This is a genomic window from Ruegeria sp. C10 (assembly GCF_056537805.1).
In genome coordinates, this window is the sequence record NZ_JBQFSC010000001.1 from 341,155 (window position 1) to 361,167 (window position 20,013).

General features: G+C 53.8%; 19 protein-coding genes. 11 read left to right on the forward strand and 8 right to left on the reverse strand.

Annotation, left to right across the window (positions count from 1 at the left end; genetic code table 11):
- Positions 1 to 68: 68 nt before the first annotated feature.
- Entirely contained in the window at positions 69 to 980 is a 912-nt protein-coding gene (locus ACR0DE_RS01530) for a LysR family transcriptional regulator (protein ID WP_480751341.1), read from the reverse strand.
- A 107-nt stretch (positions 981 to 1,087) separates the two neighbouring features.
- Between ACR0DE_RS01530 and ACR0DE_RS01535 the strand changes: the two genes are divergently transcribed.
- The 5 genes from ACR0DE_RS01535 to ACR0DE_RS01555 all read left to right on the forward strand — a co-directional run bounded on the left by ACR0DE_RS01535 (position 1,088) and on the right by ACR0DE_RS01555 (position 5,651).
- The gene (locus ACR0DE_RS01535) at positions 1,088 to 1,864 is read left to right on the forward strand and encodes a CmcJ/NvfI family oxidoreductase (protein ID WP_480562111.1); all 777 of its coding nucleotides are present in this window, start codon (positions 1,088 to 1,090) and stop codon (positions 1,862 to 1,864) included.
- A 13-nt stretch (positions 1,865 to 1,877) separates the two neighbouring features.
- A complete protein-coding gene (locus ACR0DE_RS01540) occupies positions 1,878 to 2,843 on the forward strand; it encodes an LLM class oxidoreductase (RefSeq protein ID WP_480751344.1) in 966 nt (321 codons plus the stop codon).
- Positions 2,844 to 2,855: 12 nt separating this feature from the next.
- Positions 2,856 to 3,644 (forward strand): SDR family NAD(P)-dependent oxidoreductase, encoded by a 789-nt coding sequence (locus ACR0DE_RS01545; protein ID WP_480751347.1) that lies wholly within the window; start codon positions 2,856 to 2,858, stop codon positions 3,642 to 3,644.
- A 91-nt stretch (positions 3,645 to 3,735) separates the two neighbouring features.
- Complete coding sequence (locus tag ACR0DE_RS01550) at positions 3,736 to 4,581, forward strand: enoyl-CoA hydratase/isomerase family protein (protein ID WP_170596288.1); 846 nt, start codon at positions 3,736 to 3,738, stop codon at positions 4,579 to 4,581.
- An 83-nt stretch (positions 4,582 to 4,664) separates the two neighbouring features.
- Complete coding sequence (locus ACR0DE_RS01555) at positions 4,665 to 5,651, forward strand: zinc-dependent alcohol dehydrogenase family protein (protein ID WP_480751350.1); 987 nt, start codon at positions 4,665 to 4,667, stop codon at positions 5,649 to 5,651.
- Positions 5,652 to 5,833: 182 nt separating this feature from the next.
- Here the strand turns inward: ACR0DE_RS01555 and ACR0DE_RS01560 are convergent, their stop codons facing one another.
- From ACR0DE_RS01560 to ACR0DE_RS01575, 4 genes are read right to left on the reverse strand one after another with little or no spacing between them, the layout of a single operon-like run.
- Entirely contained in the window at positions 5,834 to 6,631 is a 798-nt protein-coding gene (locus ACR0DE_RS01560) for an ABC transporter permease (protein ID WP_170625582.1), read from the reverse strand.
- Positions 6,628 to 7,380 (reverse strand): ABC transporter permease, encoded by a 753-nt coding sequence (locus tag ACR0DE_RS01565; RefSeq protein WP_170423024.1) that lies wholly within the window; start codon positions 7,378 to 7,380, stop codon positions 6,628 to 6,630. The genes ACR0DE_RS01560 and ACR0DE_RS01565 overlap by 4 nt, the downstream gene beginning before the upstream one ends.
- 9 nt (positions 7,381 to 7,389) lie before the next feature.
- Positions 7,390 to 8,154 carry a transporter substrate-binding domain-containing protein gene (locus ACR0DE_RS01570; RefSeq protein WP_480586155.1) on the reverse strand — a complete coding sequence of 255 codons (765 nt, stop codon included), beginning with the start codon at positions 8,152 to 8,154 and terminating at the stop codon, positions 7,390 to 7,392.
- A 41-nt stretch (positions 8,155 to 8,195) separates the two neighbouring features.
- Positions 8,196 to 8,993 (reverse strand): ATP-binding cassette domain-containing protein, encoded by a 798-nt coding sequence (locus ACR0DE_RS01575; protein WP_170818230.1) that lies wholly within the window; start codon positions 8,991 to 8,993, stop codon positions 8,196 to 8,198.
- Between the two features lie 77 nt (positions 8,994 to 9,070).
- Between ACR0DE_RS01575 and ACR0DE_RS01580 the strand changes: the two genes are divergently transcribed.
- The 4 genes from ACR0DE_RS01580 to ACR0DE_RS01595 are packed head-to-tail and all read left to right on the forward strand — an operon-like array spanning position 9,071 to position 13,295.
- Positions 9,071 to 9,727, forward strand: a complete 657-nt coding sequence (locus ACR0DE_RS01580; RefSeq protein WP_480751357.1) for a TetR/AcrR family transcriptional regulator — start codon at positions 9,071 to 9,073, stop codon at positions 9,725 to 9,727.
- On the forward strand, positions 9,724 to 10,908 hold the full coding sequence (locus ACR0DE_RS01585) for a pyridoxal phosphate-dependent aminotransferase (RefSeq protein WP_480751359.1): 1,185 nt from the start codon (positions 9,724 to 9,726) through the stop codon (positions 10,906 to 10,908). The genes ACR0DE_RS01580 and ACR0DE_RS01585 overlap by 4 nt, the downstream gene beginning before the upstream one ends.
- Positions 10,905 to 12,509, forward strand: a complete 1,605-nt coding sequence (locus ACR0DE_RS01590; protein ID WP_480751362.1) for a 5-guanidino-2-oxopentanoate decarboxylase — start codon at positions 10,905 to 10,907, stop codon at positions 12,507 to 12,509. Before ACR0DE_RS01585 ends, ACR0DE_RS01590 begins: the two co-directional genes overlap by 4 nt.
- Positions 12,510 to 12,512: 3 nt before the next feature.
- A complete protein-coding gene (locus ACR0DE_RS01595; RefSeq protein WP_480751365.1) occupies positions 12,513 to 13,295 on the forward strand; it encodes a dimethylarginine dimethylaminohydrolase family protein in 783 nt (260 codons plus the stop codon).
- A gap of 119 nt (positions 13,296 to 13,414) precedes the next feature.
- On the opposite strand, the gene ACR0DE_RS01600 is transcribed toward ACR0DE_RS01595, so the two are convergent.
- The 3 genes from ACR0DE_RS01600 to ACR0DE_RS01610 all read right to left on the reverse strand — a co-directional run bounded on the left by ACR0DE_RS01600 (position 13,415) and on the right by ACR0DE_RS01610 (position 17,550).
- Positions 13,415 to 14,932 (reverse strand): glycosyltransferase family 2 protein, encoded by a 1,518-nt coding sequence (locus ACR0DE_RS01600; protein WP_480751367.1) that lies wholly within the window; start codon positions 14,930 to 14,932, stop codon positions 13,415 to 13,417.
- Positions 14,933 to 15,024: 92 nt separating this feature from the next.
- Positions 15,025 to 16,155, reverse strand: coding sequence for a glycosyltransferase family 61 protein (locus ACR0DE_RS01605; RefSeq protein WP_170625588.1), 1,131 nt, complete (start codon positions 16,153 to 16,155; stop codon positions 15,025 to 15,027).
- Between the two features lie 522 nt (positions 16,156 to 16,677).
- Entirely contained in the window at positions 16,678 to 17,550 is an 873-nt protein-coding gene (locus tag ACR0DE_RS01610) for a glycosyltransferase family 32 protein (protein ID WP_480751370.1), read from the reverse strand.
- A 474-nt stretch (positions 17,551 to 18,024) separates the two neighbouring features.
- Between ACR0DE_RS01610 and ACR0DE_RS01615 the strand changes: the two genes are divergently transcribed.
- Entirely contained in the window at positions 18,025 to 19,020 is a 996-nt protein-coding gene (locus tag ACR0DE_RS01615) for a glycosyltransferase family 2 protein (RefSeq protein WP_480751373.1), read from the forward strand.
- Between the two features lie 72 nt (positions 19,021 to 19,092).
- Positions 19,093 to 19,788 (forward strand): FkbM family methyltransferase, encoded by a 696-nt coding sequence (locus ACR0DE_RS01620; protein WP_170635914.1) that lies wholly within the window; start codon positions 19,093 to 19,095, stop codon positions 19,786 to 19,788.
- The last annotated feature ends 225 nt before the right edge of the window (positions 19,789 to 20,013 follow it).

Sequence of the window (20,013 nt, forward strand, 5' to 3'; positions counted from 1 at the left end):
TGTCCGCCTCGTGCATTTCTCCAAACTGGCGCCGTGATGTCTTAAGGCGCGCTTGACCAATATTGGGATCATGTTTCCCAAGGTGGATTTGAGCCAATCTCTGTGATCAGAAAATCCATGAATACCCGAACTTTGGGAGATAATACGTTGGACTTGGGATAGATAAGCCATAGAACATTGTCTTCCGTAGCCTCAAAGTCTGGCAGAATTTGCATCAACCGGCCCGATTTCAGGTAATCATACACGCTCCATAGTGCGTTTAGGGATATTCCGGCGCCGGCCAGAGTGGCGCAGACCTGGCTTTGGCCGTCGTCTATGATCAATTGACCCTTAGCCATCGCTGGGTCAAATGCGGTTTTCTCACCTGCCTTACCCGTTAGCGTGCGCAATTGGCGATTTTGGAAAGCGATCAGGTGGTGGCTTTTCAGATCGGCAGGTGTTTTAGGTGTGCCGTATGTGTCAAGATAGTGCGGCGCGGCGCACAGTATGCGTCGGTCATCAGCCAATTTTCGGCCTTTCAGGCTGGTGTCGACAAGCGGCGCATTTCTTAGTGCAAGGTCGTAACTCCCCTCGATAAGATCGAACTGCACATCCGATAGGCGCAAATCGAGCGTCAGATCGGGGTGCTGTTGAAGAAATTTCGGCAGGATTGGAGCAATGTAGAGCTGAGCAAAGGTGCTGGGCGCAGCGAAGCGCAATGTACCGCGGATGGTCGCTGTTTGTTTGCCCAACGCCGTAAGTGCTGCCTCTTCCTGCGCAATAATCTCTCGGGCGAAGGGCAGGAAATCGGCACCTTCAACAGACAGCGACACCTTGCGCGTTGTGCGATGTAACAGTTCGGAACCCAGGCTTTGCTCCAACTTGGCAAGCTTTGCGCTCGAGACAGCTGGAGCCATGCCCAAAGCGCGCCCCGCCGCACTGATGTTCAGCCTTTCTGCCGCCGCTACAAACAATCTCAGCGCGTCTGTATCAAGCCCCATTATATCGCAAACCCGAATTATCAATCCATAAATGGGCAGTTTATACGCAAATAGATTAGCGTTAAATCCCCTTCATGGATGCAACTCGGCATGGGAAGGAGATGCAGATGACGCGGACAGCCACAGTCAACTACCACGTTCACAAGCCCTGGCGGCAAGCCTTTGAACTAGATGCAGGCGGGATTGCTGGTAATTTGATTTCGCCCGAACTGGCCAGCACGGCTGTTGCATTGACAGATGCCCGCACCACGAGCAACACAGTTACATTTGCGTCTGATGCTGTTGAGTTCGCGCTGCTGGAAACGCAGGTACAAGATTTTACCGGCGAGGTCTGGAAACCGACATACGATGCGGAACTAACGGCAATGCTCTCGTACAAGTTAGGTGCGCGCGAGGTTGTGGTTTTTGATCACACGGTTCGGATAGATGACCCAGGAGCGACGCGCAAACCCGCGCGCAACGTCCACAGTGACTATAGCAAGGACGGAGCCGAACAGCGGCTTGTCGATCTTTTGGGTGCCGAGGCCGCAGCGGAGTGGGCGCGCAGTCACTATGCTTTTGTTAATGTGTGGCGCCCTGTGGATCATCCTATCAACTCAGCACCCCTGGGCTTTGTTCGCCCGTCATCAGTTGAACCGTCTGATTGGATTTTGCTGGACCTGATTTATCCCGACCGCAATGGGCAAATAATGGGGCTGGTAGGAAACCCCAGGCATGAATGGATTTATCAATCGAAGATGACGCCGGATGAGGTCGCGATCTTCAACATCTATGACAATCAAGGTGCTCCGTCGATCGCGCATAGTGCGCTTGATATGGTCGAAGATTCAAACGTCAACACCATTCGCAAAAGCATCGAGAGCCGCACCTTGGTGCGCTATTAAAGGAGAGCCGGACATGTTGGATAAAATGCAGCCTGCTGATTTTGCCCAAATCAACGTGGCCTATAACCGGGTATTTCGACCGGGACGGCTGAGCGTTGGCCTTGTGTTGCCGCTCGAAGCATATGCAGTCGGTGCAGAGCCGACGCTTCGGGATCATCTGGAAGCGGCTCGGAAAGCGGAGAACCTCGGGTTTGCATCACTTTGGCTGCGCGACGTGCCATTCAACGTTCCAAGCTTTGGTGATGCAGGACAGATTTTCGATCCATTTGTCTATCTGGGTGCGCTTGCTGCGGTGACGGACCGAATTGCCCTTGGAACTGCGAGCGTGATCCTACCATTGCGTCACCCCGCTCATGTAGCCAAAGCGGCGGCGAGCGCGGATGTGCTCTCGGGCGGACGGTTGCTCTTGGGTGTAGCCTCCGGGGACCGGCCTGAGGAGTATCCGGCTATGAACCAGAGCTATGATGACCGCGGGGCACTTTTCCGCGACAGCTTTGACTATATCCGCGCCGTTGGATTGGACTATCCCGAGCGTGAAAGTGCACAGGGTACGCTGTCTGGCGGGATTGACCTGCTGCCAAAGCCGCATGGGACCCGCCTGCCGATGATTATTACGGGTGGTAGCCAGCAATCCCCCGATTGGGTGGCGCAGAACGGCGATGGTTGGATGACCTATCCGCGCAATGCGACTGCCCAAAGGCAGGTTATTGCGGACTATCGGAGGCGCGGGAAGGAAGCGGGCCAGCCAGACAAGCCTGTCATGCAATCCCTGTATATCGATGTCGTTGCCGATCACGCCGCACCACCGCGCCCGATCCATCTTGGGTTTCAGTCTGGCACCGATTTCCTGCGTAGCTATTTACGTGAAATAGAAACGCTTGGGGTCAATCACGTTGCACTGAACCTACGGTTCAATCAAGCGCCCATCGATACAACGCTCGAACACCTGGCGGATACCGTACTGCCCGACTTTTCCTAAAGGATCAGATCAATGAACAAGACTATACTCATTACAGGTTCAACCGACGGCATTGGTTTGCTCACGGCAAAGAAGCTGGCCGCCGATGGACACAAAGTACTTCTGCATGGACGCAGTACCTCCAAATTGGACAGCGCGGCCTCCGAAGTCGGCGGCGATGTCGAAGCTTATACCGCTGATCTGAGCGATCTGTCCGCAGTGCGAGAACTGGCTGAAAGCGTGAAGGCCAAACATGACAAACTGGACGTGTTGATCAACAATGCAGGTGTGCTGAAAGCTCCGCAAACCGTGCTTGCGAATGGGCAGGACATCCGCTTTGTCGTCAACACACTCGCACCCTATCTGCTCACAGAATTGCTGATGCCGATCATTCCCGCCGCCGGGCGCGTCGTGAACCTGTCATCGGCAGCGCAGGCCCCGGTGAACATAAATGCACTGGAGGGCAGTGTTCCGCTGGATGATATGGAGGCTTACGCGCAAAGCAAGCTGGCGATCACCATCTGGACCCGGGAATGGGCCAAATCTCTGTCCGATGCACCCGTCATGGTCGCGGTAAATCCGGGATCGCTGTTGGCCTCAAAGATGGTGAAAGAAGGATTCGGCCTAGCCGGGAACGATATGAACATCGGCGCTGATATCCTGATTGACGCAGCATTGGGTGATCGGTTCGCTGATGCGTCAGGTGCCTATTTTGACAATGACAGCGGTGCCTTCGCGAATCCACATGCCGCAGCACTGGACAAAGCACATGTTGCCGACGTCATGAACTCGATCAGAGGTTTGATTAACCAGACCAACTGACCCGCGCTGCGCTAAATCCAGACGCGCTTCCAACTTTAACCTCCCTTACCCCTCGCGCGTGCCGCGTCGAGGCCCAAGAAAGGACTGTCTGATGAAATATGAGAGCTTTCAAACCTTTGACGTTGCTGTTGAAAACGGCATCGCAACAGTCACATTCAACTTTGGCACCGTAAACGTGCAAGGCCAGGAAATGCTGGCCGACCTCAACAGTCTGGCCATGCGGCTAGAGCGAGACCGCGAAACCAAGGTCGTGATCTTTCAATCCGCCAACCCGGAAATCTGGGTCTGCCACTACGATACCGAGCTGCTCAAGGATATGTCGACTGAGGCCGTATCCCGCGAGGACGCACAGCTTTTGGACCTTCAATCGGTCTGCGAGCGGATCAGCAAGGTGCCACAAGCCACCATCGCAAAGCTGGAAGGGTTCGCACGTGGTGGCGGACACGAGTTGGCGTTGGCGCTCGACATGCGATTTGCGGCGCGGGGTAAGTACAAGTTCATGCAGATGGAAGTTGGAATGGGCATCCTGCCTTGCGGCGGCGGTGCTTCGCGCATGGCACGTCAAACCGGCCTTGGAAAAGCGCTCGAGATCATCCTGAGCGCACAAGACTACGACGCGGATGATGCAGAACGTCTGGGCACCATAAACAAGGCTTTGGAGCCAGATGAGATTGGCCCGTATGTGACGGCTCTGGCCGAGCGGATCGCAAAATTCCCGGCAGAGTCGATCAATGCCTGCAAGCAGATGGTCTATGAATCCATCGACAAACCCATTGATGAAGCGCTGAAGGCCGAAGCCTATTGGCTGTATCAGGCCACAAGCAAAACCCCGGCGGTCAAACGGTTCACCATCGCGGATGAACAGGGTCTGGAACACGACATCGAAAACCAGCGCAAGTGGGGCGATCTGGTTATGCAGGTTCAGGATATCAACTGATCCGTCCTCCAACACAATGATCACGTCAGGCGTGCGCTGTTCAATGCCGCGCCTGACACTTCGTCAAAAAAAGGAATATCCCAATGAAAGCAATGGTTCTGAACGACTACGGACCCGATGCACCGTTCGAGCTTGTAGAAATGCTCGAACCGGTCGCAACGTCTGAGCATGTAGTCGTCAAAGTGGCCGCGACCAGCGTCAATACCGTCGATACAATGATCCGAAGCATGGGCGCGGATCTACCTCTGTCCCCCAATTTGCCCGCGGTCCTTGGCATGGATTTTGCTGGCACAATCACAGCCGTTGGCGAAGGTGTTACAGGTTTTTCCATAGGCGATGAGGTGTATGGCTGCGCCGGTGGTTTGATGGACCTCCCTGGTTCGCTAGCCGAATACATCAATGCGGATGCCCGCCTGATTGCACACAAACCCAAGACGCTGAGCATGCGAGAAGCCGCGGCGCTGCCTCTCGTAGGCATCACCTCCTACGAAGGATTGACGCGCGCCGGTGTCGGCGAAGGGCAGACCGTTCTGGTTCAAGGCGGTGCCGGTGGCGTTGGTCATGTTGCCGTTCAAGTTGCGCGCCACCTTGGCGCAACCGTGTCGGCAACAGGTCGCGGAGCGGATCAGCTAGCCCTGATCGAGGGTCTCGGTGCGCGCCCGTTGGATTTCACAACCCAAAAGGTCGAGGACTACGTGGCCGAACACACTGATGGCGTAGGCTTCGATGTGGTGTTTGATAGCGTGGGTGGGCCTAACTTGACGAACTCGTTCGAAGCGGCCAAGCTCAATGGCCAAGTCGCCTCAACCGTCGCGATGGTCGAGATTGATCTGACACCTGTGCATTTCAAAGGTCTGTCTCTGCACGTCGTCTTCATGCTGATCCCGATGATGCATGATGTCGGGCGTCAATCCCATGGTGACATCCTGAAAACTCTGGCGGAAATGGCGGATGCGGGCCAACTCAAACCAATTGTTGACGAACAGAGGTTTGGGTGGACCAATGTCGATGCAGCCTATGAGCACCTGACAAACGGAGCGGCGGTCGGAAAAGTTGTTGTAGAGCTGTGAACGGAACCGGTCGGGATTGGTGCGTAGAGATATAATTGCGCACCATTCCAGTATGGCCTGATATTGATATCGACCGTCAGTACTCAGCCAAGCTGAATCCAAGTTGCAGCTCAGATTGCTATGAACTCAAAGCACTGGTCGGAGCTGACGCAGCACATGGATCCCCTCCGCTGCTGGCGATATTAACTGATACCGCCATTGCGGTTTCCAGTCCCAAGAACCTTTACTTCCAGCCAGTGGAAACCAAATGCGATCACGCCCGCGACGAGAATATAGAATACGGCCAACAGGATGAGCGGCTCGTAAATAATGAAAGTGTCGGAGCGCACACGTGAAGACACGGCGTAAATGTCGACGACAGTGATCGTCGCAACCAATGGAGTTGCTTTGAGCTGCAATATGGTTTCACCGCCCAATGTCGGCAGGACGTTGCGGATAGCCTGCGGCAACCAGATACGGCGAAACATGGTGAAACGTGGCATGCCAAATGCCTTGGCTGCCTCAAGCTGGCCCTTGGCGACCCCTTTGAAGGCACCGCGCATCACCTCTCCTTCGTAGCCGGCATAGGACAACGTCAGCGCCAGTACTGCATATGGCCAGGCCTGTCGCAAATAGGGCCACAACTCGGAAGAGCGTATCCAGGGGAACTGCGGAAACAAAGACCCAAGCCCATAATACAATAACCAGAGTTGCAGCAGCAGCGGTGTGCCACGGATGATAGTGCAAAATGCCTTGGCCGGGGCGGCAAGATACCAAGGCCCAACCGCCTGTGCCAATCCAAGTGGAACGGCGAGTAGGAAACCCAAAACTACGGTGACCACCAACAGCCAGATTGTCGTCCAAATGCCCTGAAGGGCGAGCGGCGCATATTTCGGGATCCAGTCCCACTGAAGAGAGACGGCGCACCAGACAACGATTCCAGCGAATATCAGCATCATCACAATGCGATGTGGTTGCATCAACGATCTGAAATCAATCATCTGCCCCCTCCCTTCAGAGAGGGTTGGCCGCGACGCGCCCATTTCTCAATCCGAGCGAAGATGCCGCCCGAACATAGCGTTACCATGAGATAAAGAAATCCCGCTGCCAGAAAGAAAGTAAAATAGGCGCGTGTACTGCTTGCAGCCTGGCGGGTTTCCAGTGTCAGCTCGTTGAAACCCACAACAGCGAGCAACGCGGTATCTTTGGTTGCAATCAGCCACAGGTTGGCAAGACCTGGCACGGCGAAGCTCATCATGGCCGGGATTGTCACGCGGCGCATGGTCATGAAGGCGGGCATACCGTAGGATTTGGCGGCTTCGATCTGACCGGGCGGAACCGCCTGAATTGCGCCGCGCAAAATCTCGGTCGCGTAAGCACCCTGGACAACACCCAGCACCCATATGCCTGCGCCAACACCACTGACCTCAACCCGACCCCCGCCCATTGCGGCGGAGATTTTGTTTATGATGTCAGATCCCACGTAATACAGGATCAGTATCAGGACCAGCTCGGGCACAGCCCGGATCACCGTCGTGTAGATGGCGAGAAGATCGCGCGTGACCTTCCCGCCATAGAGTTTGCCATAAGCTCCGAACAATCCGATCACGAGACCGAGGGCATAAGCGCCGAAAGCGATCTGCAATGAGTGGGACAATCCGCGCAGCAGATTGGCCCCCCATCCCGGCGGCGAGAGCGACAAAAGCTCTGCGCTCTGCGCCAATCCAAGTGAATCCAACAGTCCGTTCACAGCAGCGGCTTAGTAAATGCTGGCCGAGAAATAGTTCGACGTGATCTTCTCGTGCGTGCCATCGGCAAGAATTGCGGCGATGCCTTTGTTCAGCGCCTCACGCAGGTCATCTTGCCCTTTGCGCACGCCAGCCCCAACGCCGCGTCCCAGAATAGCGGGATCATCTGCAACGGCGCCTTTAATTTCACAGCAAGCGCCCGCATCCGAGTTTACAAAGTCGGCCATGGCGATGCTGTCTGCTTGAGTTGCATCAATACGGCCTGCGAACAGGTCCTGATTGGCCTCATCCTGTGTCTGATAAACCCGCAGTTCAGCATCCTTGAAATATTCCTGCGCATAGGCCTGGTGGATGGTCGAAGCCTGAATGCCAACAACTTTACCCGCCAGCGACTCCGGTGTCGCTTCGATATCCATCGATTTGTCCGCAACGATTACAGCGGGTGTGTTGTAGTAAGGATCGCTGAAATCAATGGTTTTCAGCCGCTCCTCGGTGATCGACATAGAGGCCATGATGGCGTCGATTTGCTGCCCGGTCAGCGATGGGATGATACCGTCCCAGGCTACAGGCGTTATAACACAGTCCAGTTCGGCAGCTGCACAGACGGCATTGATAACATCGATCTCCCATCCAACCCAGTTGCCTGAGCTGTCAAGCGAAGCGAATGGTGGATAAGGTTCAGCCGCGATACCGATCTTGACCTCTTCGGCACTGGCGACACCAGCTGAAAGGATGGCGGCGGCAACTCCGGACGCAAGCAGTTTCTTAAGGTTCATTTTGTTACTCCCTTTTGGTTCATTAGTTTGTTTTGACTGGATCAGGCGACCGAGCTGAGGAACTGCTTCAACCGCTCTGATTTTGGATTACCGAAGACCTCGGCAGGTGGACCCTGCTCTTCAATACGGCCTTCGAAAAGATAGACAACGTGGCTGGCAACTTCGCGCGCAAATTTCATTTCATGGGTGACGAGCAGCATGGTGCGTCCTTCACCAGCGAGATCACGGATCACGTTCAAGACTTCGCCGACCAACTCGGGGTCCAGCGCCGATGTGGGCTCATCAAAAAGCATTACCGTAGGATCTACGGCAAGCGCTCGGGCAATGGCGGCACGCTGTTGCTGACCGCCAGATAGATAGGCCGGAAAGGTGTCGGCCTTGTCACCAAGCCCTACCCTTTTCAACAGGTCGTGCGCCCGCGAGATAGCCTCTGCCTTTGGCACCTTGAGGACATGTATCGGCACTTCGATCACGTTCTCCAAAAGCGTGCGATGCGTCCACAAGTTGAACTGCTGAAAAACCATTGCCAGCCGCGTCCGGATACGCTCGATCTGGCGGCGGTTCGCAGGACTGCCATCGGCGTGCATTTCAATCAATTCACCGCCAATGGTGATTTTTCCCGAGCTCGGCGTTTCCAAGAAGTTGATGCAGCGCAGCATGGTGGATTTGCCCGAGCCTGATCCCCCGATGATTGCGACAACGTCCCCCTTATTGGCAGTCAGGGAAACACCCTTCAGGACCTCTAGCGCACCAAAGGATTTGTGCAGGTCCTCAATCTTTATCGCCTCAATGGACGCAGTGGCTTCGGGTGTGGGTGATGCTGCTTCGGCTGTGTCCATATCTAACAATCTTCTGATTTCAGCTTGCAGTAAGCCTCGAATCTCGCAATTATGCAAGTGTATAATAACTCCATGCCATGGATGACACTGACGTGCAGGATGACAGCCGCAAATTTAAACGTGAGTCTGCTGAGTTTCGGCGCGAGGCGCTGATATTGGCGACTTTGGACCTGATCGCCGAGATGGGGGTCCGCGGTGCCACGGTGCGTGAGATTGCAGCCCGCGCGAGCGTGACCCAAGGGTTGATCCGTCATTATTTCTCTTCAAAGGAAGAGTTGGTTCAGGCGGCGTATGAGCACCACATGAATACGCTAACCGATCAGACAGCAGCTTCGTCAGGAACGGGAAGCGCAGTATCTCAGTTGACCAACTTCGTTGACGCGTCGCTACGACCACCAATCGTTGATCCAAGCGCCGTGGCGTTGTGGGCCAGCTTTCTGAACAAGGTGCAACATGATTCAAAAATGCAGCGCATTCACCAGCAGACCTATAACTATTTCCGGGGTCACCTCGAGGAGCTGATCGTCGCCGCATTGCTGGAAACCGGACGTTCAGTTGCTGCAACGGAGGCAACGCAACTGGCCATTGCTTGCAACGCGGTAATCGACGGCCTTTGGCTGGAAGGCGGTGCGCTTCCGGACGCGTTTTCCGAAGGGCAACTGGCGCGGATCGGCTTGGACTCCGTGAGCGCCATCCTGGGGATACCATTAAACAAAGAGGCGGAGCAGCCATGAAGACAACATCTGTGACTGAGCGTTTAGCGGGGTTGGGTGGTGCCAAATGGGGTGTACACCTGAAAGCACGTGACCTTATCAAAGCCGGAGTGGATATCGTCGAAATGACGATTGGAGAACCGGATGTGCCCGTGCCAGCCGCATTGGTAGAAGCCACCGTAACCTCCTTGCGGGCACAACGGACAGGGTATTCCAACGGGCGCGGTGAAGCCGGACTGCTTGACGCGCTTGCTGTTCGCTATTCAACCTCTCGTGGGCGGCCCTTCGGACCCGAGAACTTTTTGTGCTTTCCCGGGACGCAAACCGCCCTATTCGCAGTGATGTCCGGGATTGCAGAGGCCGGAGACGAGGTTTTGGTTGGTGATCCGATGTACGCGACATACGAAGGAGTCGTGCGTGCATCCGGGGCGGATATGGTGCCTGTGCCGCTTCGGCCAGAGCACGGGTTTCGCATGCAAGCCGAAGATATTGCCGCACGCATCACTCCACGCAGCCGCGCCATTCTTCTGACAACGCCACACAACCCGACAGGTGCAATTCTGACTACCACGGAAATTGCCGAAATCGGGCAGCTCGCCATGGCGCACGATTTATGGATCATCTCGGACGAGGTCTATGAAGAACTGATCTTTGACGAGGCCGAATTTGCTTCACCATTGGCAGACCCGAAACTGGCGGATCGTGTCATAGGTGTATCATCCATCTCGAAATCACATGCTGCCCCAGGGTTTCGTAGCGGTTGGTGTGTCGGACCAGCAGCGTTTTGTGAAGCGCTGCTGCCGTATTCCGAAACAATGCTCTTTGGCAATCAGCCCTTCATCGCGGACATGACCGAAATGGCAATCCGCGACGGGTCCGAGGTTGCGCCCGGCATGGCCGCTCGTTTCTCTGGCCGCGCCACCCTGCTGGCTGATCGTCTTGAAGCAGAAACGGATCTGACGGTTCATCGCCCAGAGGCGGGAATGTTCGCCCTCATCAACGTTTCTGCCACCGGGTTTGATGGTGAAGCTTATGCGTGGGATTTGTTACAGGCCGGGGTGGCTGTCATGCCAGGGTCCGCCTTTGGCGACGGTCTGAAAGACTGGGTCCGGGTCGCGCTGACGATTAGTGACGCCGATTTTGCCACAGCGGTTTCTCGCATCATTGATCACGCCAACAGCAAATCACGCGAGGTTGCATGAGCGGAATGACAATCGGTGAAGCTTTGGTTGCCAAGCTTCGCCAAAGAGATGTGACCTGCGTCTTCGGAATTCCGGGCGTTCACACGGTCGAACTTTACCGCGGTCTTGCGGCTTCGGGCATTCGTCATATCACGCCCAGGCATGAACAGGGTGCTGGTTTCATGGCTGATGGCTACGCGCGTGTTTCGGGGAAACCGGGTGTGACCTTTGTGATCACCGGCCCCGGATTGACCAACACCTTGACACCGATGGCGCAGGCGCGCGCTGATTCAATTCCGATGTTGGTGGTCTCTGGTGTCAATAAAACCGCTTCACTTGGCAAGGGCTTGGGACATCTGCATGAATTGCCAGACCAACTGGGGCTGGCCAGAACAGTTGCGTTGGTGTCAGAACAAGTTCCCGACTCCAACGCTCTGGACCCGGTCTTGGACCGTGTTTTTCACGATCTTACCAACGGTCGCCCAGGGCCGGTGCATATAGAGATCCCGTTGGATGTAGCAGCAGAAAAATATCAAAAAACACCAGTCGAGACGCTCGATCCAGCACCCCCGTTCAATCCAGATTTAATCTCACAAGCGGCAAGGCAACTGGCTAAAGCAAATCGAGTTGTCATTCTGGCGGGCGGTGGCGCGAAAAAAGCGGAAACCGATTTACAGACATTAGCTGAAACCCTCGATGCCCCCGTCGTGCAAACCGTCAACGCACGGGGCCTGATGCACGGACATCCACTGACCGTTCCTGCCAGCCCGAGCCTCAAAGCAGTACGCGAGCTGATAGAAAGCGCTGATTGCGTTCTGGCTTTGGGAACCGAATTGGGGCCAACCGACTATGACATGTACGCCACCGAGCAAATAGCAGGAAGGTCAGGCCTGATCCGGGTGGATCGCTGCAGCGATCAACTGGCGCGACATGAGGCAGCGCTAACCATTCAAGGTGACGTTAATTTAGTTGTACCGGCGCTGTTTGGGGCATTGTCCAATGAGGCAAAGCAAGACGACGGTGCCGAACGCGCCAGCAAAACACGCCGCGCCGCCTGGGAGGAAATTGGTCCGGACTATCGCCATCAGGTCGAAATCCTGAACGCCATTCGCTCGGCAGTTCCGAATGCATTGATGGTCGGAGACTCAACCCAACCAATTTATGCCGGCAATCTTTTCTACGACCACGACCGGGCCGGAGGTTGGTTCAACGCAGCAACGGGATATGGCGCGCTCGGCTACGGGATACCCGCTGCCATCGGCGCGTCGATCGCCGATCCGACTGCAAGGGCGATCTGCATTGTCGGCGATGGAGGTGCACAGTTTTCATTGCCTGAAATCATGGCCGCAGCAGATGAAAACCTGCCGGTCACCTTCGTGATCTGGAACAATCATGGATACCAGGAAATTGCCGCGTCAATGCGGGATGTGGGTGTGACCGTCATAGGTTGTGATCCTTCGCCCCCGAATTTTTCTGCATCAGCCAAGTCTTTTGGCATTCCATTCACCAAGGTTCCGGCCGAACCACAGGCTGTCGCGCAGGCGTTGCGCGAAACTGTCGCTTTAGATGGGCCTGCAATGATCGAAGTCATCGCTCCGAAATGTGAACCTCAGAAAGATTGAAACATGTCAGACCCGACCTTTGAGTTCTCCCGCGCAATCACCCGCCGCCCGGCTGCGACCATTGCTGGTGGTTTGCGTGCGAAGGATATTGGAAACCCCGATTTCGAAGGAATGATGGCGGCACATAAGGCTTATGTGGCTGCACTGAAAAGCACCGGGGCTGAAGTGATCGAACTTGATCCCCTTGACGCGTTCCCCGACGCACAGTTTGTCGAGGATACGGCCCTTTGCCTGCCGCAAGGCGCTGTGCTGATGCGACCAGGCGCACCATCGCGGATGGGTGAGGTGGCAGAAATGGCGCCAAATCTTCGCGCTTGCTACGAGACGGTTCTGGAAATCAACGGCCCCGGCCATATCGAGGGCGGAGATATTCTTGTAACCGGTCGCGAAATTTTGGTGGGCAGATCAGACCGCACGGACGCTGAAGGTGTCGCCGAGCTGTCTAAAATCACCTCCGCGTGGGGCCACAAACTGCGCGAAGTGTTTACACCGGAAGGCGTTTTGCACTTCAAGACAGATTGTTCACTGATGGATGCCGAAACAATCCTGTCTACCCGAAGACTTGATGCATCAGGCTGCTTTGAGGGCTACCGAGTGCTTCATGTTGCTGATGGGGAAGAAGCTGCTGCCAACGCGATCCGCTTCAACAATCTGGTGCTGATGGCCGCAGGCTTCTCGCGCACAGCAGACATGTTGGATCGTGAAGGGTATGAGATCGTAGAAATTGACAACACCGATTGCGCCAAGCTGGATGGCGGCATGTCATGTCTCTCGCTAAGATTTTGAAGGGTTATTCGTCAACTTTTGGTTATCGGCGGTCTTTTAGTTGGCGAATGAATATCAGCCGCGCGCTATCTGCGACAGCCGGGGCCGTTCTCTGAATCTGATCATTGCGGCAGGATAAGTCAGCTATGCATATCCGCATCCATGATAGCGCGGATCCGTTGCAAATCCTCAAGATCGATGCTGGTGATCTCGTCATAAAGGTTGCGAAACTCGGGCTCATCCATCAAAAACTCAATCTTAGCCCGGTGCCAGGCGACGGCTTTTTCGTGTAGCTGCACAATCTGAGGAATGGCTAGCAACGCTTCCATCGCCACTGACAATCTGGCCAGGTTGCGTTGGATAGTAACGTCCTGATACTGGTTCCAATCCATCCGTATCCAATAGTTGCGCCCGACAGTGCGATCCACATGCAGGGCCCGTCCGCGTTGACGCTTGACCAAGAAAGACTGCGCAGATCTTAGTGCGTAGTGGTTTAGCTGGACCAGCTCATAGCCGATGGTCTTGATATCGGACCTCCAGCCATTCTTTGCCACTTTGTGCGTGATATCCTGACCCGATCCATTGACCCATTGCACCTGTTCGGCTTTTGCTTCTTTCAGCTTATTTGGCCGGTGACAGCTTAGTTTACGATAGGCACGAATATTCCTGGTGGCGGTCTTGAAGCCCCAAGCGGTATGCGGTTTGGGCAGATATGACGGAGCGCATCGGTCAAATTGCGCAAGGACCGGCCTGTCCTCGTAGGTCTTTATCCCGGCCGACCCAAATTGCCGCCAGGTCATGGCAATATTGCTGACCCCCTCGGGCAGGCGCTTATAAAGTTCCGGCAGTGTCCCGTTACCAAAGCGGATGTTGATAAACTCATCCACATCAATATGGATAACCCAATCAGCACGTTTGACCACCTTGAGCTTTGCAGACTGGTTCAGAGCCCACTGTTGCGGGGAATTGCCCTCCCATTTGTTGTTGTCAACATGCGTGACCAGACCGGTTTTGGCCAGCGCATCCAGCATGAGATCCGTGCCATCCTCGCAGCCATTTGTATAGATAACAAAGTGATGCACCCCGATCGATTGATGGTATGCAATCCATTCCAATAAGAAAGGGCCTTCGTTTTTCATGCAACCGATCAGCACCGTGCCGCTGGTACCCTCTGGCGGCCTGAGGTCCACCGGCACCGTGTCACCCATGGGTCGACTTTCGTCAAAACTTGTCAGGTCATTGCGCGGCAAGAAGCGACGGGCAAATGGCAGCACTTCTTTTGGAGTGGATTCTTCTTTTTCAGAGGAGGCCAGGGTAGAGAATGCAGGAGGCTGCGCAGTCAGATCATCTGGCCATTCAATCCGGTTAACTATCGCATCGGCACCAAATTGTGTGGCCCAAATTCTGGCGCGATCAGATCCTGAATCAAGATCAGTCAAAATCAGGATGTCGGCCGCCAATTGCCCCAAAACTTCGTGGACTCGACCAACAGAGACTTCCGTGGTGAGGTTTTCTGCTAGCCCTGGCATGGCCAAAAGCATGAACCGCGGTCGCTCATTAGCAATCGCACTGGCGAGTGCGGGCAAAAAATCGGGCGGCTCGGCCTTTGCACGTCTTCGCCGTGTAATCTGCGCAAACGTAACCAGTTGCTGCTGCAAATCCGCATTATCGATACTCAAAACAGACGCAACCCCATTGGCTTGGTGCGCCTGATCCCGAGCTGTGTCGCGTATATCCAGGATTAGCTGCATTAGTCAGCGGGCTCTTGATGGATGGGAACCAGCTGGTCGCCAAGGGCTTTTTCCAGTTTTCGGATGGTTCGCCGCCGCTGCCGCCAGAACATTTCTTCCCAGGCCAGATCAGGTGAGACAAATCCTGCATCGGCAAGCATTTTATGCAATCTGGACATGTCAAGCTCTCCAAGTGAATGGCGGTTGGGGCGACCGCGCGAAGCCAATACCCAATCAGTGCGAATGGCATTGGCGACTAAAGGCTCTTGCCCGCAAAAGGCCGCTAGCTGAGCCGAGATATTGTGATGCACCGAAGAAGTGCGGCGCGGGATCATTGCAACCTGCTGATCTGGACGGCCTACCAGAGCAAAAAGATGCAGTGCCGACCCGTCTAGTGCAACGATCTGACGGGCGGCTTTGTAACGCGCGATCTGCTTTTCCATCGGGTGTTGTTCCGGATAGAAAATCTCGTAACCGTTCTGGCGCAAATTCTCTTCGAGAAACTCTTCTCCGATAACGCCACCCCGCCGTATTCCGAGACCCGCGCGCGAGATATAAAGCCGCTCCGGCCCATCAGGGGGAACGTCGGCGCCAAAATTTTGATGGATCAAGGCACGATATTCAGGCGTTCCCGCCACAATCGGGCCCAGCCCAAACCCCTGACCGGGCACCTGCAGATGTTCTACCTGAGTTGGCTCGGTCACCACTTTGATTGGCAGATCAATACCCAGAAGCGCAAAAAAATTATGCTGCATAGGGCGTGTTTCACCCCCATTGGCGGGTCGCTTGGGGGTAAAGAGGACCCCATCAATATCCTTCGCGATTGCCGGCAGCGGCCAAAGACGTGCGGTGCTTTCAGCAAGGAAATGACCAAAGTGTACCCATAACAGCCCGGCATAAAGCCAGCGACCCGACAATTGCGGCAAAGGGTCTGTTGGCGATACCGGTTGGGTGGTCATGGCACGCTTTCCCCGCCAAAGCGCCCCATGCGCGCAATATTCCCGGTCTTCAGTCAGAACACCGGCTTCCTGCACCGTATCGGAGACTGCGGGCGGAACCACAATAGCCCGCTCAAGTGCAACAAGTTCACGTGACCATCCTTGATCAGGCTGAGGAGGTTGGTTCAGATCATTATCGTTAAGCGTAGACATCTTTGTTCACACCCGGTCAGAGCGACCGGGTCGACAAAGACATGCTTTTAGTCGGTCTTCTGGTGTTAAAGGCCGGGATAGATGATCGGCGAATATCCTTGTGATCTGTAGCCAGCTTCTTTGACATTCGCCTATCCCATAAACTGGACCCCAGATTAATCCAAGATCTGTGTTCGGGCTTCATAACATTCGGCCTTATTCACCCCAGTATTCTGATATGGCCGTACCTGCGCCGCTGCAAGTAATCGTAGTGAAATTTCTACGCCAGAAAAAGTAAAGGCTCTATCCGTAGGAAGACAATCGAATATGTTGACAGTGTCGCAGTTTATCATCCTTGCCTGAAGCGACCGCCATTACTTTGATTGCCAAGTTGTTGCACGTTGTACTCAATACAGTGGCCGGTTGGGGAACTGTCTGCCGAACAACTTGGCACTACGGTGTTAGCAGATGACGCCTAGTGTTTTTGATTCCGATCGTCCGAAACTTGGACACATACTGGCGCTTCTGACTTGCCCGGACATTTTAATCTTGGTCAACAGACTTCAGCACATCCTGTGGCATCGCCTTAGAGGGATCGATGTCATGTTTCTTGCATAGCTTGGCGACCTGGCTGTTGGGATGCGGCAAAGGAAACCCACCGTCCATATTGTATTTCTTGCGCATGCTTGAGCCGCCAATGTGATGAACCCCCAACGCGTTTTCATCGAGCGATATGCGGGAAAACCGCGGCCGAAAATAATTCAAGCGCATGGCTGTAGGTTCTTGGGAATAGAATGACTCGGGTGGCAGGGCGTGTTTAACTTCACCGTTTTTGCCCAGAAAATACGAGATAGCCTGAGGCCCGAACGTATAAAATGGCAGCTGCGACAGGTTTTCCAACGGTACCGAGAAAGAGCCGTCTTCATTGGACTTGCCGATGGAAACATCAATATTTTTTTTCCACGGCCAGTCATTGGGGACCACGATCTCAGACCCGTTCATAAAGTCATGCATACCTTGCAATGTTGGAGAACTGTGCGGCAGCCGGAGAGCCGCATTGTTATAATAGCGTTTCTCTTTTGCGAAAATATACGGAATGTCGGGGATCGGCTGCATACACAACATATCGCAATCCATCCAGATTTCGTCGGATTCCCGAAGCATGTTGATCCTGAAAAAATCCGACAACGGGGCATAAGCGCTGTTTCGCTTTTCGTTTCGCCATATTTTCAGGTGGTCAGGCAAGAAAATACGTGCATCCGCATTTTCAACGCCCGGTGGCGTATTCGTGATTTCATTCAAAGAGTACAACTTGACCTTATGGCCGTGATCCACAAAGCTTTTGAGGCAGAGTTGCTCGAAAAAAGTCAGACTGGATCCATGCCAAAACGATGAAATTACTGGAGAAATATCCATGCTGGATCGATGCCCGTTATATTTTTCGCTTGCTCCGCATTAGCATGGCTCCGGTATTCGATCCACTGGTTTAATGATCCCGATACAACCGCAATTGTGATGGTGACCCAACCGTCCAATATGAACTGTCTGTAGCGCAGGTCCGTTAGTCAGAATTCTCGCACCTTTGTGTTTCGCGAAAAAGAACGAGCGGTAACGATCAAACTTTAGGGGCTCGCAATAAGCAGTAATTGTTTGGTTACCTCAACTTTGGTCCAGTTTTCTCAGTCCTCCCCGACAAAGGTCGCAAGATCACCCAAACTGTCTTAAATCGGATCGTCCAATAAGACCTCAGGATGCTCTTGCTTAAGGCGGAAAATTCACCGATCAAGGTTGTCACAAATCCAGACTTACTGGGCAATAGAGGAAGCCGGTGACTCTAAAGACGTGCAATCAGCGATTTTGGCCCTTCCCAAACACAGGACTCCTTTGAAGATGGCCACCTGGGGTGTCGTTACCATGGTCAAAGAGCCGCCAGAGCTGGTGGCTATATTTGCTTCCTATTATGCGTCACTCGGCGCGCAAGAGATCTTTATCTTTCTGGATGGTGATGATCCGAAAGCGCGGCAACTTCTGGCTCAGATACCGAACTGTCGCGTTGAAGTGATGGATGACACGTTTTTTCGAAGAAACTGGGACTGTGCTTATCCAGAAAACAGTTTCAGACGCCAAAGGCTGATAGCGACAAAAGCCTATCGAGAAGCAAAAGTCGATTGGATGCTTTTCCTCGATGCGGACGAGTATCTGCAAGCCGATGATTTTGCACAAGAGCTTGCTGACCTGCCCTCGGATGTTGATACGATTTCAATTCCTAATGGCGAGCGTGTGTTTTCAACCGAGGACACCACACCCGGACTTTTTGGTGGTCTTATGCTGAAGCCTAAGCACACCCGCGGCTATGTCGCCCGAAGCTTATTCGGAGAAGAACGACTCAAGTACAGCGACAGAGGATTTTGTGCGCATCGTTTCGGAAAAAGCGCCAGCCGAACGGGGAAAAACATCAAGTTAGGTGTTCATGCGCCACAGCGGTGGAGAGGCAACATCAAGCGACATGTTTCTCAACAATCGGTCATTTGTCACTTTGACGGACTGACCGAAATCCACTGGATGCTCAAATTGCTGAGATATCATGATATGGGCACATATGAATCACCTAAGGGCAGCAACGATTTCCGCTATGAACAGGTCCAATTCCTGAAAAATTCATCTTCTATGAATGCTGTTCAAGAGCTTCATGACATTATCCGAAAATACGACAAGGACACCGAAGAAAGACTAAGGGGTCATGGTCTTCTCGATGATGTGCAGGTCCGCCCTTTCCGGGGTTTGGATACTTATTATCCTGAACACGAGTTTGACTTGTCGGTTGAGTGGTTCAACGAGGTTCTGAAGACGAATATGTCGGACCTCTATGCGAGATTACCGACATGATGTTTGATGCAAATAGTCTGACCTTATGCAAAACATGCTCTACCGACCGCTCATCCTTGGAATGGAGCAAGTATGACCGAAACGAACCCTGATGTTGCGATCCAGTACCGTGGATTGAAGATACCTTCATCGCCATTTCTGGACGAAACGATCATGAATCTGATCGAGCAGGACAATTATGAAAGCTGGGAAATGGATGGCGCTTTGAGCGTCGTTCAACCTGAGGATCGTATTCTGGAAATGGGCGCCGGGTTGGGTATCGTGAGTGGTGTTGTCGCGCTCGAGAACAAACCAGAGGCTATTCTCAGTTTTGAAGCCAATCCAAATCTAATTCCACACATCCGTCGTTTACATGCCCTAAATGGGCTTTCAGACCGGATCGAAGTCCGGAATGCGATACTAAGCGCCAATCCAAAGGATCCCGACTCTATTCCGTTTCATATTGACGCTTCATATCTAGGGTCTTCAGTTTTTGATAATGCTGGTGAATCAACAACATCAGTGCGCGTAGCTAAAGCGGACTTCGAAGCGGTGAAACGAGAGTTCGCTCCGACGGTTCTTGTGATGGATATTGAGGGGGCGGAACTGGATTTCTTGAGGAATGCGGACCTGTCGGGCATTCGAGCCATTGTTATTGAATTCCATCGCCTCATTTATGGGCACAAAGGTGTCCGGGCCTGTAAAAGGATTCTTTCTAACGCGGGTTTTCTACGGCTGGACGATTTGTCTTGGAGGGTCGTTTGGACCTGCACGCGAGATCTTGGCTGAGCCCTCTTCATTGCGATGGGCATTTTTCGGGATAGGTGAATTGTCCAAGGCAGTAGAGCGCCCTGACATGAGACTATCGGCTGGCTTGTTACCTGAATTTGCCCATTGCAATTCACGCGCTGCAACTATCTGCATCTATGAGCAGTAACTTGTGACAGAACCTCAAAAAACCGTTTCTGCCTTCAATCTCGGATCGCGGGGCTGATGAAACGACCACGGTGTCGG

Bases quoted from the DNA above. Each gene is read 5' to 3' on its own strand.
- ACR0DE_RS01615 (WP_480751373.1), top strand. From the start codon at position 18,025: ATGGCCACCTGGGGTGTCGTTACCATGGTCAAAGAGCCGCCAGAGCTG.
- ACR0DE_RS01545 (WP_480751347.1), top strand. From the start codon at position 2,856: ATGAACAAGACTATACTCATTACAGGTTCAACCGACGGCATTGGTTTG.
- ACR0DE_RS01575 (WP_170818230.1), bottom strand. From the start codon at position 8,993: ATGGACACAGCCGAAGCAGCATCACCCACACCCGAAGCCACTGCGTCC.
- ACR0DE_RS01550 (WP_170596288.1), top strand. From the start codon at position 3,736: ATGAAATATGAGAGCTTTCAAACCTTTGACGTTGCTGTTGAAAACGGC.
- ACR0DE_RS01595 (WP_480751365.1), top strand. From the start codon at position 12,513: ATGTCAGACCCGACCTTTGAGTTCTCCCGCGCAATCACCCGCCGCCCG.
- ACR0DE_RS01535 (WP_480562111.1), top strand. From the start codon at position 1,088: ATGACGCGGACAGCCACAGTCAACTACCACGTTCACAAGCCCTGGCGG.
- ACR0DE_RS01610 (WP_480751370.1), bottom strand. From the start codon at position 17,550: ATGGATATTTCTCCAGTAATTTCATCGTTTTGGCATGGATCCAGTCTG.
- ACR0DE_RS01605 (WP_170625588.1), bottom strand. From the start codon at position 16,155: ATGTCTACGCTTAACGATAATGATCTGAACCAACCTCCTCAGCCTGAT.
- ACR0DE_RS01540 (WP_480751344.1), top strand. From the start codon at position 1,878: ATGTTGGATAAAATGCAGCCTGCTGATTTTGCCCAAATCAACGTGGCC.
- ACR0DE_RS01585 (WP_480751359.1), top strand. From the start codon at position 9,724: ATGAAGACAACATCTGTGACTGAGCGTTTAGCGGGGTTGGGTGGTGCC.
- ACR0DE_RS01570 (WP_480586155.1), bottom strand. From the start codon at position 8,154: ATGAACCTTAAGAAACTGCTTGCGTCCGGAGTTGCCGCCGCCATCCTT.
- ACR0DE_RS01560 (WP_170625582.1), bottom strand. From the start codon at position 6,631: ATGATTGATTTCAGATCGTTGATGCAACCACATCGCATTGTGATGATG.
- ACR0DE_RS01590 (WP_480751362.1), top strand. From the start codon at position 10,905: ATGAGCGGAATGACAATCGGTGAAGCTTTGGTTGCCAAGCTTCGCCAA.
- ACR0DE_RS01580 (WP_480751357.1), top strand. From the start codon at position 9,071: ATGGATGACACTGACGTGCAGGATGACAGCCGCAAATTTAAACGTGAG.
- ACR0DE_RS01620 (WP_170635914.1), top strand. From the start codon at position 19,093: ATGACCGAAACGAACCCTGATGTTGCGATCCAGTACCGTGGATTGAAG.
- ACR0DE_RS01530 (WP_480751341.1), bottom strand. From the start codon at position 980: ATGGGGCTTGATACAGACGCGCTGAGATTGTTTGTAGCGGCGGCAGAA.
- ACR0DE_RS01555 (WP_480751350.1), top strand. From the start codon at position 4,665: ATGAAAGCAATGGTTCTGAACGACTACGGACCCGATGCACCGTTCGAG.